12 protein-coding genes and 1 pseudogene are annotated in these 17,149 nt (G+C 50.8%); 8 read left to right on the forward strand and 5 right to left on the reverse strand.

What is annotated here, in order from left to right; genetic code table 11:
- Positions 1–4: 4 nt before the first annotated feature.
- Entirely contained in the window at positions 5–2,512 is a 2,508-nt protein-coding gene (locus tag FW415_RS05580) for a DUF5686 family protein (RefSeq protein ID WP_148383292.1), read from the reverse strand.
- A gap of 268 nt (positions 2,513–2,780) precedes the next feature.
- Here FW415_RS05580 and FW415_RS05585 point away from each other — a divergent pair, with 268 nt between their 5' ends.
- From FW415_RS05585 to FW415_RS05595, 3 genes are read left to right on the forward strand one after another with little or no spacing between them, the layout of a single operon-like run.
- Entirely contained in the window at positions 2,781–3,437 is a 657-nt protein-coding gene (locus FW415_RS05585) for a hypothetical protein (RefSeq protein WP_148383293.1), read from the forward strand.
- 28 nt (positions 3,438–3,465) lie between these two features.
- Positions 3,466–3,762 (forward strand): transcriptional regulator, encoded by a 297-nt coding sequence (locus tag FW415_RS05590; protein WP_148383294.1) that lies wholly within the window; start codon positions 3,466–3,468, stop codon positions 3,760–3,762.
- Between the two features lie 11 nt (positions 3,763–3,773).
- Positions 3,774–4,139: a diacylglycerol kinase family protein gene (locus FW415_RS05595; RefSeq protein WP_148383295.1), complete on the forward strand. Its 366-nt coding sequence runs from the start codon at positions 3,774–3,776 to the stop codon at positions 4,137–4,139.
- A gap of 83 nt (positions 4,140–4,222) precedes the next feature.
- Here the strand turns inward: FW415_RS05595 and FW415_RS05600 are convergent, their stop codons facing one another.
- Positions 4,223–7,591: a hypothetical protein gene (locus FW415_RS05600; RefSeq protein WP_246858935.1), complete on the reverse strand. Its 3,369-nt coding sequence runs from the start codon at positions 7,589–7,591 to the stop codon at positions 4,223–4,225.
- 57 nt (positions 7,592–7,648) lie between these two features.
- Between FW415_RS05600 and FW415_RS05605 the strand changes: the two genes are divergently transcribed.
- A complete protein-coding gene (locus FW415_RS05605) occupies positions 7,649–8,311 on the forward strand; it encodes an MBL fold metallo-hydrolase (protein ID WP_148383296.1) in 663 nt (220 codons plus the stop codon).
- Between the two features lie 31 nt (positions 8,312–8,342).
- On the opposite strand, the gene FW415_RS05610 is transcribed toward FW415_RS05605, so the two are convergent.
- Together FW415_RS05610 and arfB are read right to left on the reverse strand one after the other, a co-directional pair.
- Entirely contained in the window at positions 8,343–9,824 is a 1,482-nt protein-coding gene (locus FW415_RS05610) for a polysaccharide biosynthesis C-terminal domain-containing protein (RefSeq protein ID WP_168208681.1), read from the reverse strand.
- A gap of 21 nt (positions 9,825–9,845) precedes the next feature.
- A pseudogene (gene arfB / locus FW415_RS05615) lies at positions 9,846–10,229 on the reverse strand (alternative ribosome rescue aminoacyl-tRNA hydrolase ArfB); the annotation flags it as partial.
- Between the two features lie 169 nt (positions 10,230–10,398).
- On the opposite strand from arfB, the gene dtd reads away from it, so the two are divergent.
- The 3 genes from dtd to FW415_RS05630 all read left to right on the forward strand — a co-directional run bounded on the left by dtd (position 10,399) and on the right by FW415_RS05630 (position 12,703).
- Positions 10,399–10,851 (forward strand): D-aminoacyl-tRNA deacylase, encoded by a 453-nt coding sequence (dtd, locus tag FW415_RS05620; protein WP_148383299.1) that lies wholly within the window; start codon positions 10,399–10,401, stop codon positions 10,849–10,851.
- 25 nt (positions 10,852–10,876) lie between these two features.
- Positions 10,877–11,203: a nucleotide pyrophosphohydrolase gene (locus tag FW415_RS05625; protein ID WP_148383300.1), complete on the forward strand. Its 327-nt coding sequence runs from the start codon at positions 10,877–10,879 to the stop codon at positions 11,201–11,203.
- A gap of 69 nt (positions 11,204–11,272) precedes the next feature.
- Positions 11,273–12,703: a glycine--tRNA ligase gene (locus FW415_RS05630; RefSeq protein WP_148383301.1), complete on the forward strand. Its 1,431-nt coding sequence runs from the start codon at positions 11,273–11,275 to the stop codon at positions 12,701–12,703.
- A gap of 150 nt (positions 12,704–12,853) precedes the next feature.
- Here the strand turns inward: FW415_RS05630 and FW415_RS05635 are convergent, their stop codons facing one another.
- Positions 12,854–13,573, reverse strand: a complete 720-nt coding sequence (locus tag FW415_RS05635; RefSeq protein ID WP_148383302.1) for a ferredoxin--NADP reductase — start codon at positions 13,571–13,573, stop codon at positions 12,854–12,856.
- Between the two features lie 132 nt (positions 13,574–13,705).
- On the opposite strand from FW415_RS05635, the gene mfd reads away from it, so the two are divergent.
- Positions 13,706–17,077: a transcription-repair coupling factor gene (gene mfd, locus FW415_RS05640; RefSeq protein ID WP_148383303.1), complete on the forward strand. Its 3,372-nt coding sequence runs from the start codon at positions 13,706–13,708 to the stop codon at positions 17,075–17,077.
- Positions 17,078–17,149 lie beyond the last annotated feature (72 nt).

The raw sequence follows: 17,149 nt of genomic DNA on the forward strand, positions 1-17,149 counted from the left end.
TACCCTAGAATTGCAGCTTGAAACTGCCGAAGATGCCGAACCTTTTCTCATAAGGCTCCTCGGGCAACGGTTTGGGGGCCAGGCGCCAAACAAAATCAACCCGTATGAACTTGAGTATGTTCTCGATACCGGTACCTACTTCAAGGTATGGATTGCTTTGCAGCGTCTTGAAAGGATAGCCGTGATTGAGGTTCAGCGCCTGGTTGTCGGTTGACAGCTTGCCGATGATACCTTTGGCGGTCCAGAATTGCCGCAGCTTCAGCTTGCGCACCAATGGGATATAATTAAAGATGCCATTGCCCAACGAATGCTCCACATTGAAACCCGCATATTCGTCACTCAGGAATTCGAAGCGGTTCATCATGTTGAAAGCATATTTGTTGTAGTAGTAGATTTCGTTGCCGGGGTGTATTTCCAGCAAAGGATAAGGCATGGCGGATCCAAAGATCTTGCCGCCGAACACATTGTAGTAGAAACTGCCGAAGGGCGGCAACTTCACATAATCCGATACGGTAAAGGCTGCTTTATGATAGTGATAACTACTTTTCGCAATACCCTTAACACCCATCGCATACTTCAATTCCACGATCGGATATTTGCTGCCCAGGCTGAAACGGTAATAATTGCCCTCCAGGAATTCTTCGCGGAATGCATACCGAAGTTTTACCGCCACCTCCATGTTCGTCATGGGATCCAGCCCATTTCCGTTGTGAGGATACAAGCCGGCTGCCGGCAAAGGGTCGAACGGCATGAACTGTTTATGTACCAATGAAAAGTGATGGGAGAATCCGGAATAGTATTCTTTATAGAACTCCGCACGCTTTTCATCTATCAGCATAAATTTCTGCGGAACATTGGGTTTACGGATAGCCAGTGAAAAAATGTTGTCTGTCCCCACTTCATCATAATAGGTGGCGCCATTATCCAGGTCCCGCACAAAGGAACCATATACGTACATGCGCGGATGGCGTTTGAGCAGCCACAGGCCCGAAAGCTTTCCTTTAAAGCGGTCATCACCGAAACCATAGGCAAGGTATCCGTTCAGGTACAGGTCCTTATGAAACTGCGGTGTAGTGCCCAGATCCAGGCGCAGCCTGAAACCTTCCAACCGGTTCTGGGAAAACAGGTAAAAATATGGCCCCCATTCCAGCGGCCCGAAGGGTTTGTAACCGGTTGCCAGAAAGCGGATGGTGTTGGAATATTTCTGAAATAACGGGATCTTCTGCAGGGTATCCACCATTTTATAGATCGCCTGCTCATTCTTTGACAGGCTTTCGTGCCGGTTGCTGTTCCAGAAAACATCGGTACGGTTCCGCGCGCTGTCCACCACCACAATATTCTGCGGATACCGTTTCTCAGTGAAAATGTTCGTGGCTGCGGTATCATTGACGACCATATCCTGGTAGGTGGTGGTTTTTCGCCCGATGAACTCGATGCTTTTCGTTGGCTTGGGACTTGGCGTCCAGAAGTCCACAATGAACTTGTCTTTAGCCAGATACCAGCCGCTGCTGTCGGGGAAAGGTTTGAACTCCTGCACCAGGCTTACCTTCCGAACAAAATTGATATTGGCATCCCCCGGCACCGCCATGGTCATTTTCTGGATGGCGTAGGTAGAGTCCTGTACCCAAAGTTCCCCGGCAAAAACGTTCTCACCCCTGCGCCTGGGCTCAAAGTTCATTTTGATGAACCGCTGGTTATGAACATATTGTGTATCCGTGATACGATAGTTATAAAAAGTGGCGCCGCTGTTGCTGATCGGGCTCACGAAACTTTTATCGAATACCGGGATATAATTGTCATATATGTTGATGTTCTGGTACATGCCGCCGAGGAACTTCGTCACACTCTCATTGTCAAGACCCGAGGTACGGCTGGCCTTGATCACTTCCTTCGTTTTCTTCGGATTGCGCTGAAAATAATAGTCCGAGATGCTTTCCGTGAGGAACACCGGCAGGAAGGGCTGGTTTTCGGTGGTGCTGTCAATATTCTGAAGGATAAAGGAAAAGGGCTTGGTGAAACGATTGCGGGATAACTTGGTGGTATTGAGGTTCTTGATGTCCAGTTCGAGTTTATTGTAGATCTCATATTTATAGCTGGCCAGCCGGTCGTAGTTATTATCCGGCTTCCGCCGGATAATATGCCGGAGCAGGATCAGCGCGAAATTCACATTCGCTTTTACCTCGTATTGCTTGAGCGAAACATCACCGCGGCTGATCTCGAAATGAATGGTTTGCTCCCGGAGGGTGCGGTCTACATACATCACCGTGCGCTGATAACCCATAACCCTCACCAGCAGAGAGTCCGCCGGTATGGCCGTCAGGTCGAAGATATAAGCGCCTTCTGCATCGGTGACCATGCCGGTATTGGTGCCAACAAACTGTAATGTGGCAAAAGGGATCACTTCCTGGGTATGCGCATCTTTAACAATGCCACTGATCTTATATTGGGCGCTAAGGGGGAAGAAGCTGATGATGCAAATAACAAAAGCTATGGTTCGTTTCCAGCCAGTCATACACGAGGCAAATTAGATATTTTCATATTAACAACATTAGATCAGGTCCAAAAGCGACAGTTTTATAACAAAATTCAGGTTATGGTGCCTCCTGCCTGGTTGAAGACGGACGAGCCGCCGTTTTATTGTATGATGGCAGGTTACCTTAAAGTAACCCTCAAAGCGGCTGCTTTGCAAACATGACGGATCAGCGCAGCAGCAACCCCTATCTTACTGTCATAATAGTGTGCCAATTTTTGCTAACTTTGATGCACAAAGTGCTTTTCTTATGAACGAGCAACAACATCTCGACACCCTCAGTGACATCAAACGTATCATGGAGCGCTCTACCCGCTTCATGTCCCTCAGCGGCCTCGGCGGTATCGGAGCCGGTATCAGCGCACTTGCGGGTGCATGGGTCGCCAGGAACATCCTGGCGGCTTACAGTGCCTCTTCCGGTAAAAGCGGTTACGAGGCGCTGACCCGCAGCGGCAATGGACCCGAAAGCGACCTGCTGCTCCGGCTTTTCTTGCTGGCATTGGCAGTGCTGGCCGTGGCCCTGGCTTCGGGTTTTTATTTTACCTGGCGCAAGGCCCGCCAGCAGGGGCTTCCCGTCTGGGATACCTCGGCCCGGAAAGTCTTTATAAACCTGGCTATCCCCCTGGTAGCCGGCGGCTTGTTCATCCTGGGTCTGCTGTACAACCATCTGCCCGGACTGGTAGCGCCTGCCTGTCTCGTGTTTTACGGCCTGGGGCTCGTGAACGCCAGTAAATACACGGTGACGGACATACGTTACCTTGGGCTGGCGGAGATACTCCTCGGCATCATCGGCCTGTTCTGGCTCTATAACGGACTGGTTTTCTGGGCCCTGGGTTTCGGCGCCCTGCATATTATATACGGAGCACTGATGTGGTGGAAGTACGAGCGTATCCCCGCCGAAAAATAATCGCTGCTTGTCCAATAAAAGTATGGTCATGAATCCGATCGGTAACCTGAACAAAATATTCGAAAGCCGCATACGCCTGGGGGTGATGAGTGTGCTGATAGTGAATGAATCCGTCAGCTTCAACGATCTCAAGGAAATGCTGGAAGTGACGGACGGTAACCTTGCCTCACATCTCTCCACACTGGAAGAGAACGGCTATATCAAGGTGCACAAAGGCTTTATCGGCAGAAAGACCAATACCACCTATTCCATCACCAAATCCGGCGATAAGGCATTCAGGGGCCATCTGGCCGCACTGGAAGCCATGATCAGATTCAGCCAGTAAAAATTTCCCATATGTCTTCTTTCACCCGAACCATCACCCGGCGCCTGCAAAGTTTTGCCTTCGCATTCAGCGGACTGGGGGCTTTTCTGCGCAGCGAACCCAACGGCCGCATCCACCTCGCCGCCACCCTTGTTGTGCTGATCCTCGGGGCAATACTGCATTGCAGCACAGGTGAATGGGCTTTGCTCCTTATCGTGATGGCCATGGTGTGGGTGACCGAACTGCTTAATACCGCTATTGAAAAGATAATGGACCACCTCAGTCCCGAACAGCATCCCCGCGTAAAATGGATCAAAGACGTGGCTGCCGGTGCGGTACTGATAGCGGCTATCGCCGCCCTCGCTGTTGGCGGGCTGATCTTTATCCCCAAATTATGATCTCCGGATCAGGCGCCTGCCTAAAAAAAGATCGGGTGTATCCAGACAGATACACCCGATCTTTTTTATAATCAATGCAGTTATTAAAAATCAACACCCAACGCAAAGTAAAGCATGGGTTTACCGCGGAAGAAACCGGTCATCGGCCAGCCTGCATCGAAGCGGGCAAAATAGCCCAGCAGCGTAGTTCTTGCGCCAAACCCGTAACCACCTACGAAAGGACCGAGGAAACCTTCCTTGATCCGTACTGTAATACCATCCTGACTGGTGTAAGTGGTATAGTTGGCATCCTTGAAGCTCAGCTTCTGATTCCATGCCGTACCGATATCCACAAAAGAGGTCAGCTGGAAATTCCGGAGGAACGCCGAGTTAATGGGTTTGTCTATGAAAGTGGTGAACACCGGCAGGCGTAATTCCGTGTTCATCAGCATAACATTGTTGCCGTTTTTGATATTCTGCTTGTACCCGCGAAGATTCACCGCCAGCGTCTGGTACGCATATGTATCGTTATTCATCGGGGTATTGGTGTGGATGGATGGCGTGAACATCCAGTTATCTACACCGCCCAGGAAGTAAATGAGCTTGCGGGTGCCCCAGGAAAGATCCGCCGCAAAGCGCGTAGCCCAGATGAAGTTACGCTTGATCTCCACATAGTGACGGAAATCAACGCCCATGTTGTAAGTAAACTTGCCCTTCGGCACATTCTCGTTGAATAACGCCGTACGGTTGCCGGATATCTGGGACATCAGGTCCGCATATATCTTGTAACGTGTTCCCTTGAAGATATTGATCGCCGGGTTGAGCGTATTGTCATGCACATATTCCAGGCGGCCCATCGCGTAGGTTTCCTTGTAGTTCGGCTCCTTGAGGGACAGCTCGTCGTTCGCCAGAATATCCAGATCATCAGTACGCATGCCTACGGTCAGGCGAAGGCTGCGTACCACATCAAACGGGTAGCGCACTTCCAGCTGGTAGATATTCGTCTTGTTCTTCACCGGGTAACCAACGTAGGAGTTATCCACCTGTACGCCGAGTTCACCTTTATCCACTTTGCGGTAATAGGTCAGCTTATAATCGAATCGTTTTTTCAGATAGCCGAAGGAGAACATGTACTCGCTGCCATCCAGTCCTGACGGAACGCGGAAGGCCCCGCTGAATTTGTAATCTTCCATGAGATCGCTCACACCGATGCGGATCAGGCCGTTGACGGGGTCAGTAAGCCGGATGGGTGATTGCGGCCGGCCGCCGAACGGCTGGTACCGGTTCATCAGCACCGAATTATCCAGTTGCGCTACCAGGTAATCCGATGAGAACCTCAATTTATAAGCGCTCAGCCTGGCTGATCTGAGTATCGGGGGCTCTTTAGGTTCCGGTTCGGAGGCTTCCGCCAGAATGGAAGAATCCACCGGTTCATTGGCAAATTCGCTCTGGAAGAAATCGGCTTGTTTTTTTGCCGTATCCTGCTGATAATAGCTCGGCAGTCCCATTTTAATGCTGTCTTCCCGCATTTTGCCGGCCATGAAACGCGTTGGCCTGGCCGTTACGTTCCTTCTGCGGAGGGTGTTCGTATCTACTTTCAGTTTGTACAACCGTTTGTAGTCGCCTACCTGTATGACCTCGGACACCAGTCCCTGGTCCCCGGCAATGCGGGATTCCCGGATACCGTACTGGTAATTGGTGATGGGGAATACATAGGTTGAATCATTCGTGATAGTGATCACCTGCATGGAATCCGGTGCCGTAGCGCCATATTCTGCCAATGCAGAGTCCAGCTCAAGCTGATCAGGGTTGTGGAGAATGTCCGCCCCGACATAAAACAGCGAATCCACTCCTGCCCTTTCCGCCTTGAAGAAGCCGGCATAACGGTTGTTGATACCATTGGCATCGCTTACAAAAGTGAAGTGGGTGGTATTGTATTGAACAGGCATACGGGCATTGCCGTAAGCCAGGTTTGTCAGTTGGGAGATCTGTTTTTCGGAAGACTTGTTCCAGTTATCGATCAGGAAGATGTTGTAATTGTTATGCGGCAGCACCGTGTCTGCGCTCCTGGCCCTGGGCGAAGGGCGGTTGGAGGAATAGATGATCCCGCTCTTGCCGGGGAAAGCCACGAAAGAAGGGTCGAGGTCATCATACACATCATTGGTGATCTGCTCCGTTTTACCGTTGCTGATGCTGTAGGTAAAGATGTCCGTATGCCCGTTCTTTACTGCGGACAGCAGCAGGGAGTTATCGAATTCGAAGAAATATTTCATATCTATCACCCGGTCGAATTGCGGGAGGTCCTGCCGGATCTTGATCTTTGTGATGAGGTCGTACACCAGCAGCTTGTTCTTGCCTTCGTGTTCATAAATGACGGCAAGGCGGTTGCCTTTCTGGTTCCAGGCGAGGAGGGGATAGTTGGGATCGAGTTTCGATGTCAGCTGTCTTACACCGCTTTTCAGCAATACCTTATTGGTTCTCCAGCCCTGGTTGATCTCCACCTGGTAGAGGCCTTTGGTATATTTGATCACCGCGTAGGTATTGTTCTTCGGGTTAGCCTGATAGCGGTAGTAATCTGTTTTTTTGGTCACTTCGTTGGAGATCACACCGGTGCCGCGGGTAACCTGGCGTCTGCGGCGGTTATCTTCCTGGTAGCGCTTGAGGGTATGCATCATGAAATCCTGCTGCGCCTTTTTTGGTGTCATACGCAGTACCTGCTCAAAGCCTTTTTTCAATCCGCGGTTGATGCGGGTGATATACATGAGGTAGGGAACAGCGTCCCTGCCGTATTTTTCCTGTACATAATACCAGAAAGCCTGGCCTGCCAGCAGCGGTTTGTCGTATGAAAGCTGGTTGAACGTACGGTATTTGCCGGATACCATGATGGCTTTCAGCTCTTCGTCCAGTTTGGGATTCCAGTTCTCGGCGGCGTATGCAATAAAGCCATCTGTAAACCAGTTGGGAAAATCCATCAACACCGCATTGCCCGCAAATTCTCCGATATCTTCCCCGAACAGCAGGGTTTCCAGCATTACCCGGGCAATGCCCTGGCGGATCTGGCGGCGGAGATTCTCATGATCGCCATCGAAATATACCAGTAATTTATTGCCGACGAGTTTGGTCACCCCGCCGGTATTCTGCCAGTCGATACCAATCCCCACATTGGATTGCTTGAACTCGCCGAAGCTGTTGTAGACCACAATATTCACCTTCGAGCGAAAGGTAAATTCCATGAACTCTTCCATGGAGGGCAATTCTTTCTCCGCGGTCTGTGCCACGTATTTACCAAGTTCAAGGCCGTTCTGGGAAAAATAGGTATTAAAATGACGGGTGGTATAGAAACGCCATTTGAAATTCTTGTGTTGAACCCTGTTTTGCCCGAACTCCACTGTATTAGTTTGCGCCTGAACGTGAAACGTGCCAATCAATAGGATACCAAAGAAAAAGAATGACCTGGTAATAAATCGGTTCATACGGAAAGTATTGATAATATTGTGTTCTGAATTAAAATTAGCAAAAATCGGTCAACAATGTTTGAAATCAAATATTTCACGGTTAATCCCCTCCAGGAAAACACGTACGTCCTTATAAACGACAAAAAGGACTGTATCATTATAGATCCGGGCTTTTATTATCAAAATGAACGGGAAGAATTCCTTCAATTCATACGGGAAAACGGCCTGAAGGTTGTCCGCCTGCTCAATACGCACTGTCATCTCGACCATATTTTCGCCAATAGCCTTGTGGCAAAGACCTTCAGTGTGGGGCTGGAGATCCACCGGAAAGACCAGGTGGTGCTGGACCGGTCGCCCCAGTCTGGCATCATGTACAACCTGCCTTTTGAGCCTTCTCCGATGCCCAAAAGTTACCTGGAAGAGGGAGATAAAGTGGTGCTGGGAGATGATGTGCTGGAAGTATTGCTGACGCCCGGGCATTCACCGGGCAGTATTTCCTTTTACTGCGCCGCACAGCAGTTTGTGATCGCCGGGGATGTGCTGTTCAGGCAGAGCGTTGGCCGGTCCGACTTCCCGGGCGGGAATTTCGATACCCTGGCCCGCAGCATCCGGGAAAAGCTGTACAATCTGCCCGATGAAGTGGTGGTCTATCCCGGCCATGGCCCCTCTACCACCATTGGATTTGAGAAGGAACACAACCCCTTTGTTCCGGAGGACCCGAACACGAGATTTGCATAACCGGCTGTTTGTCAATCTTTCGCATGAGATATCAGGGCTTGCGCAACAACAGCCGCCTGAAATCGCCCCTTTCCATCCAGCCGGTAACGGCCATGTATATACCCAGCCCCACGAGGCCGCAGGCATGTACCGTCCAGATACCCGGCTGCAGCGACCGGATATAATGGTGGACGATGTAAATGCCCGAAGCCAGCAGCAGGAAGAACAAGACCCGTTTCGCATCATAAGGCACCGGGTAGTATTTCTGCCCCAGCAGGTAGGAAACCATCATCATAAAGGCATAACAGATAAAAGTGGCCCAGGCGGAACCGGTGTAGCCGAAGTAGGGTATCCACCAGATATTCAGCAGAATGGTAATAGCGGCACCGGCCAGCGTGATGTAAGCGCCGGTCATATTCCGGTTGGTAAGTTTATACCAGATGGACAGGTTGTAATAAATGCCCAGGAACACCGTGCCCATGGTAAGGATCGGCACAATGTTCAGCCCCTCCGCATATACCGGGTCTTTCCGGGTGATCAGTACTTTCCACACATCCAGGAACAGGGCCACCACGAGAAAGACCGCCCCGGAGGCTATGGTGAAGAATTTCATCACACGGGCATAGGTAAAGCGGGAATCCTCATTTTTGCTCTGGTTAAAGAAGAACGGTTCCGCACCCATCCGGAACGCCTGTATGAAAATGGTGATCAGCATCGCCAGTTTATAATTGGCGCCAAAGATCCCAAGTTCTGTGAGCTTCTCTTCTGCCGGCAGGGTAGACACCTTGGTGTACACCAGCCTGCTCAGCATTTCATTGATCATCCCTCCGAATCCCACGATCACCAGCGGCATGCTGTAACGCATCACATCATTCCATAACTGTTTGTCGAACAACCAGCGGAAAGCCGTCACCTCGCGGTAAAGGAACACCAGTGCAAAAAAGCTGCCCAGCATATTGGCGATCAGGATGTAACCCACCCCGAAAGAAGCGTTGTACCAGCTAAACAGCGGATTACCGGCAAATTTCGGGCAGATGATGAGGAAGAAGATCGTGAACAGTATCTGCGTGATGATCGTCAGTACCTTTACCAGCGCATATTTACGCGGCCGGCCTTCCTGGCGCAGCCTGGCGAAGGGAAGGGTGGCGAGCGTGTCGAAGAAGATGATCCAGGCCATGTAGACGACATAATCCTCCCGCCCGGAGATCTCCAGAAAATCTGCCAGCGGCCTGGCTCCTGCAATGATCAGCACGGTGAGCACCGTGGTGGACACGAACAGCGAGATGCAAAGCGTATTGTAAAGCTTCGTTTTGTCGGTTAGCTGTACAAAGCGGAAATAGCTGGTTTCCAGCCCGTAGGTAAATAAAATGTTCAGGAAAGGGATGGCGGCATACACCTGGGTAATGACCCCGAACTCGTCCGGCGAAAATATGCTGGTGAAAAATAGCTGGAGGATAAAGCCGAGAAACCTGGCCGTTATTGTTGGCAGGCCATACCAGATGGTCTGGCCCGCAAGTTTTTTGATACTTCCCAAAACGCTGATTTTGTGCTAAAATTAATCGTTTCCAAATTGATTGCGGCGGTTGCTTTTCTTTTCGCTTATGCGTTTCTTGAATTGCAGCCTTTTCTCGATCATCGCTTTCGTCGGTTTTACCTTGATCCGTTTTTTCGGGACGATCAGTGCCTGCTGCAACAACCGGCTCATCTTTTTAATGACCTCCACCTTGTTGCCCAACTGGCTGCGTTCCGTCTGGGACCGCACCTGCAGCAAACCTTCGGCATTCAGCCGGTCGCCCAGTTTCTCCATCAGCCGCGCTTTCTGCTCTTCCGTGAACACCGCTGAAGCAGCGATATCAAAATAGCCTTCCACCATGGTTTCCACCTTGTTCACGTTCTGGCCTCCCTTGCCGCCGCTGCGCGCCGTTTTGAATTTTATTTCCGATGATATGTCAGGCATAAAGCATTGCTTATCTTTAAACACAAATTTAAAGGGAATACACGGAATAAATATTAACTGATGAAAGCGGGCATGGCGCAAGCGACGCACACTGGAATGATTATTCACCATGCGAGATGCCATGTGACCGCTAAAAAGCAATTATAAACACATGAAAGCGGTGATACAAAGAGTGGCAAATGCGGCGGTAACCATCAACGGTGTGGTGAAATCGGCCATACAGCAGGGCTTGCTGGTGCTCGTGGGGATAGAGGATGCAGACGGTGCGGAAGATATCACCTGGCTCAGCAGCAAGATCGTGAACCTGCGCATCTTTAATGACGATAATGGCGTTATGAACCGGAGTGTGCTGGAAACCGGCGGAGACATCATCCTCGTCAGCCAGTTCACCCTTCATGCTTCCACGAAAAAAGGCAACCGCCCTTCCTATCTCAAAGCCAGCAGACCGGAAGTGGCCATTCCGCGCTACGAAAAAATGAAAGCGCAGCTGGAAGCGGACCTGGGCAAGCCCGTTGGCTCCGGGGAATTCGGCGCAGATATGAAAGTTTCCCTGCTGAATGACGGCCCCGTTACCATCATCATCGATACAAAACACCGCGAGTAACCTTCATCAAAAAAAAGAAACGATTATGACCATCAAAGAAGCCCAGGAGCAGGTGGACCAATGGATCAACACCACCGGCGTACGGTACTTTTCCGAACTAACGAATATGGCGATATTAACGGAAGAAGTGGGAGAAGTGGCCAGGATCATCGCCCGGCAGTATGGGGACCAGTCATTCAAAGAATCGGATAAGCATAAGGAGCTGGCTGATGAGCTGGCAGACGTGTTCTGGGTAGTGCTTTGCCTGGCCAACCAGACGGGTATTGACCTGACCGCCGCGCTGGAGAAAAATTTCGATAAAAAGAACATCCGGGATGCTACCCGGCATAAGGACAATGAAAAACTCAGATAGCAAGCATTATACAAGTAGTTAATTAATATAATACGTCTTTTCAAAATTCAAATTTATCTTTGCGCGACTATGGCAACAGATCAGAATAAATTCCAGGCGATCATTTCGCATTGTAAAGAATACGGTTTCATCTTTCAGTCCAGCGAGATTTACGATGGATTGAGCGCAGTATATGATTATGGCCAGTATGGTGCTGAGCTGAAGAAGAACGTTCGTGATTACTGGTGGAAGAGCATGACGCAGATGCATGAGAATATTGTGGGGATCGATTCTGCGATCTTCATGCACCCCACGATCTGGAAAGCTTCCGGGCATGTGGATAATTTCAGTGATCCGATGATCGATAATAAAGACAGCAAGAAGCGTTATCGTATAGACCATCTGATCGAAGCCCATGCGGAAACCCTGCCTGAACCGGCCGGCGCTGCATTGATACAGAAGATGGAAGACCTGCTGAAAGAAAATGATTATGCCGGCCTGAAAACACTGATAGAAGAAGAGAAGATAAAGTGCGCCGTAAGCGGCACCAGCAACTGGACGGAAGTACGCCAGTTCAACCTGATGTTTTCCACCCAGTTGGGCAGCGTAGCCGAAGACGCCAGCGAAATATACCTGCGCCCGGAAACCGCGCAGGGCATTTTCGTGAATTTCCTGAATGTGCAGAAGACCGGCCGTATGAAGATACCTTTCGGTATCGCGCAGGTGGGCAAGGCTTTCCGCAATGAGATCGTAGCCCGTCAGTTCGTATTCCGGATGCGGGAATTCGAACAGATGGAAATGCAGTTCTTCATCCGCCCCGGCACCCAGCAGGAGTGGTATGCCTACTGGAAGGAAGAGCGCATGAACTGGCACAAAAGCCTCGGCCTTAAACCGGAGCACCTGCAATACCACGATCACGTAAAGCTGGCGCATTATGCTGATGCAGCTGTGGATATCGAATACAATTTCCCGATAGGGTTCAAGGAAGTGGAAGGGATCCACTCCCGCACGGATTTTGACCTGAAGCAGCATCAGCAATACTCCGGCAAGAAGATGCAGTATTTTGATACTGAGATCAATCAGAATTATATTCCTTACGTCATTGAAACTTCTATCGGTCTGGACCGTTGCTGCCTGATGGTGTTAAGCGAGGCTTATGAAGAGCAGGACCTGAGCACTGCGGAAAAAGCGGATAGTCGTGTTGTATTGAAATTCCCCGCGAAACTGGCGCCCATTAAACTGGCTGTTTTCCCCCTCACTAAAAAAGATGGCCTGCCGGAACTGGCAAAAGAACTGATGGCAGACTGCAAAAAGAATTTTTATTGCTATTATGAGGAGAAGGATAGCATCGGTAAACGCTACCGCCGCCAGGATGCCATCGGCACACCTTTCTGCGTAACGGTAGACCACCAGACCAAAGAAGACGGCACCGTAACCATCCGCCACCGGGACAGTATGGAGCAGGAGCGTATTCCCATGAGCAGCGTGAAGGAACTGGTGATGAAAGCGGTGATGGATTAAGGGCGTATTCACCGTGCAGACCAGCCTCAAGCGGTACAGATTTACCCACGAAAGGACGTTTTGAGCCTTAAGAAGAACCTGCAAGCCGTGCCTGTAACTGCATTGTGGTCGCAGTAAGAGAGCGGATTGACCTTTCTGTTCATTCCCGCATCACCCATACAGTTCCAGGTGAACATCATGCCGGTCATACCCCATGGCCTGTATCTTCTGCCGTGCTTCATCGATCATGGCTTTCCAGCCGCAGAGGTAGAAATGCGCCGGCCTTTTGTCCGCCAGCAACTCCTCGTACACAGCATGCACATATCCTTTCCGGCCGCTCCAGGACGGGTCGCGGGATAAAGTGGGAATGTACTGGAATCCCGGCATCTCCTGTTGCAATTGCATCATCTCCGCCTTGTACAGCAGGTCGCTTTCCTTCCGGGAGCCGGAGATCAGGTAAATATCAGGGTGTTCGATGCCGTGCAGCCTGAGGTGATGCAACATGGAGCGGAAAGGCGCAATGCCGGTACCGGTGCAGATGAGGAAAATGTCACGGTCCATCGTCTCCGGCAGCACGAAATGGCCAAGCGGCCCCCGCAAGGTCAGCTCACTGCCTTCTTTTACTTCCGTAAAGAGGTAAGTGGAGCCGGCCCCTCCTTCCAGTAATACGATCACCAGTTCGATCTCGTTACTGCCGTTGGGATGGGAGGCGATGGAGTAGCTCCGCCATCGTTTATTTTTCTGTTCGTGGATCGGCAGGTCCAGGGTCACAAACTGTCCGGGTTTAAAATCAAACTTGTCTTTTTCGGTAACGCGGATCCAGAACCTTTTCGTGTTATGCGTTTCGTCCACGATCTTCGTGACCACGCCTGTTTGCCATTGTTCCAGCATGCAGCAAGGATTTATGCATTATCTACTCCCTTATCAGATCAGTATCCTATCAATTTACACAAAAATCCAGAATTTATAAAATCGCGGCAGCTGCGCCTGTCCAATATAAAATGCATTATCTTTGCATCCTTCATGAATTTGCAGGGAGTTTTACAGTTGTTTGATCGCGATAACCGTCTGAAATCACTGGCGGCCGGGATCGCCTTGCCCGAACCCCGCTATTTTCACCTGACAGGCCTCTCCGGCAGCGCCGCAAATTTCGTGGCGGCCCATGCCTGGGGCTCAACGGACGCCAATCATCTCATCATCCTGAACGACAAGGAAGAGGCCGCCTACTTTCACAACGACCTGGAGCAGCTCACCGAAGCCCTCGATATCCTTTATTTCCCGGATTCCTTCAAGAAAACCGGCCAGTTCCATGAACTGAACAGCAGCCACAGCATGCTGCGCACGGAAGCGTTGATGAAGTTCACCGGCCGGAACGTCCATAAAAAGATACTCGTTACCTATCCGGAAGCCCTTTGGGAGAAAGTAGCCGGAAATGCCGCGTACAATGCCAATATGGTGCATGTGAAAGTGGGCGAAACATTGAAGGTGGATGAATTGCTGGAAAAGCTGGTGAGCTGGGGCTTCGAACATTCCGATTTTGTTTACGGCCCCGGTCAGTACGCGGTCCGTGGCGGGATACTGGATATTTATTCCTTCGGCAATGAAAAACCCTACCGCCTGGAGCTTTTCGGAGAGGAGGTAGACTCTATCCGCCTGTTTGACCCGGAAACCCAGCTCAGCGAACGCAAACTCATGCAGGTGACGCTCATTGCCAACATGGATACCCGCGCCAGCACTCACCTTAAGATGAGCCTGCCGGATTTCCTTCCGGAAAACACGGTGGTCTGGATCAAAGACCCGGTATATGTACAGGGCGTAATACAGCAAATGGAACAACGGCTGGACGACTGGTTGCAGACCGGTCAGAAAGTAAAGGCCGGGGAAGAGGAGGAGATGGAAATTGCTGAAGCGGATTTCGTAAAGGGCAGGGAATTGATGGAACTGCTGTTGCAGCGTTCCTGCGTGGTGTTCGGCCCGCATTTTTCTTTTGAGAAAGTCCCGGCCGCCGTAGAGACCTTCCCCTTCAGCACAGCGGAACAACCCGTATTCAACCGGCAGTTCGATCTGTTAATCAAAGACCTCGCACAACATAATACCAATAAATACACGCTCTTCATCTTCGCCGAAAACCCTCGCCAGCTGGAACGCCTGCGCAGCATTTTCGAGGACCTGAAGGCCGATTTTGTCTTTTACCCCATTCCCGTGGCCATCAGCAGCGGATTCATCGATCATGACCTCCGCATCGTCTGTTATACCGATCATCAGATCTTCCAGCGTTTCCATAAATCCAGGGTAAAGCAGGCCTATAACAAGAACAAGGCTATCACGCTGAAAACCCTGCGGGAGCTGCAGGCCGGTGATTTCGTCACGCATATCGATCATGGTGTAGGCGTGTACAGCGGATTGCAGAAGATCGAGGTTGCCGGTAAAATGCAGGAAGCCATCCGCATCATCTACAAAAACAATGATCTGTTGTATGTGAACATCAACTCACTGCACAAGATCAGCAAATATACCGGCAAAGAAGGCGTTGAACCCCGTGTCAACAAACTCGGCAGCGATGCATGGGACAAGCTGAAGGAAAAGGCCAAGACCCAGGTCAAAGACATCGCAAAAGACCTCATCAAACTGTATGCCGCGCGTAAGGCGCAGCAAGGGTTTGCTCACGCGCCGGACACCTATCTTCAAACTGAACTGGAGGCATCTTTCCTGTATGAGGACACGCCCGATCAAAGCAAGGCCGTATCCGATGTGAAGCGCGATATGGAATCCCCCGCCCCCATGGACCGGCTTGTATGCGGCGATGTAGGGTTCGGGAAAACGGAAGTGGCCGTCCGCGCCGCCTTCAAAACCGTTGTGGACGGCAAACAGGCCGCCGTACTTGTGCCCACCACCATCCTCGCTTTTCAGCATTACAAAACGTTTTCGGACCGCCTGAAAGACTTCCCCTGTACGGTCGACTACATCAACCGGTTCAAATCCGCAAAAGAAAAAAAAGAAACCCTGCAGCGGCTGGCGGACGGAAAGATAGATATCATCATCGGTACGCATGCCTTGCTCGGCAAGGATGTGAAGTTCAAAGACCTTGGCGCGATGATCGTGGACGAAGAACAGAAGTTCGGCGTTACCGCGAAGGAAAAGCTCAAAACACTCAAAGTAAACGTAGACACGCTGACACTAACGGCAACGCCTATTCCGAGAACACTGCAGTTCTCGCTTATGGGCGCGCGCGACCTGTCCGTTATCAATACCCCGCCGCCCAACCGTCAGCCCATAGAAACGGAAGTGCAGGTGTTCGACAAGGATGCCATCCGCGACGCGATCTACTATGAAACGGAACGCGGCGGCCAGGTCTACTTCATCCACAACCGCGTGAACGGCCTCCGCGAAATGGCCGGCCTGCTCCAGGAGCTTTGTCCCGATCTGAGCATCGCCACGGCGCACGGTCAGCTGGAAGGGCACAAGCTGGAAGAAGTGATCCTCGATTTTATCGACCGGAAATATGATGTGCTGGTTTGCACCAATATCGTGGAAAGCGGGGTGGATATCTCCAACGCCAATACCATCATCATCAATAACGCCCATCACTTCGGGCTGAGCGACCTGCACCAGTTGCGCGGCCGCGTGGGCCGGAGCAACAAGAAGGCATTCTGTTATCTGCTGGCGCCGCCGATGAGCACACTTCCGGCGGACAGCCGCAAACGCCTGCAAACCCTCGAACAGCACAGTGAGCTGGGCAGCGGCTTCCAGATCGCGATGCGGGACCTGGATATCCGCGGCGCGGGGAACCTCCTGGGCGGCGAACAAAGCGGCTTCATCTCCGAGATCGGCTTCGACATGTACACCAAGATACTTGATGAAGCCATCCGCGAACTGAAACAAACGGAATTCAAAGACCTGTTCAAAGAACAGCTCGAAGAGAAACGGGACTTCATCAGCGATTGCACCATCGATACCGACCTCGAAATACTGATCCCCGATTCCTACGTGGAAAGCATCCAGGAACGCCTGAACCTCTATCAGGAACTGGATAATATCACACAGGAAAACAAATTGCAGGAGTTCGCGGCCGGACTGGAAGATCGTTTCGGACCGACGCCTGATCCGGTGAAAGACCTTTTTACCACCATCCGCTGCAGATGGATGGCCATCGAACTGGGATTCGAAAAGATGATCCTCAAAGAAGAAACGTTGCGCTGTTACTTTATCAACAACCCGGACAGCCCTTATTTCGAATCACCCACATTCCAGCATCTGCTGCATTATATCCAGGCACGCACCAATAACGCCCGGCTGAAGCAGACCGGGAAGAATTTTATGCTGATCGTATCCCGCATCAAAACGATGGATGATCTGTACACCTTCCTGAAAGGCATTATCGATGCGCGCAGCTAAAGAAATGTAACTTATTTTTGCCCGGAACGTTACATGCTGAACAACTCCTTTAAAACTTAAAAAAAAGTTAAA

The organism is Chitinophaga sp. XS-30 (assembly GCF_008086345.1).
GTDB lineage: Bacteria > Bacteroidota > Bacteroidia > Chitinophagales > Chitinophagaceae > Chitinophaga.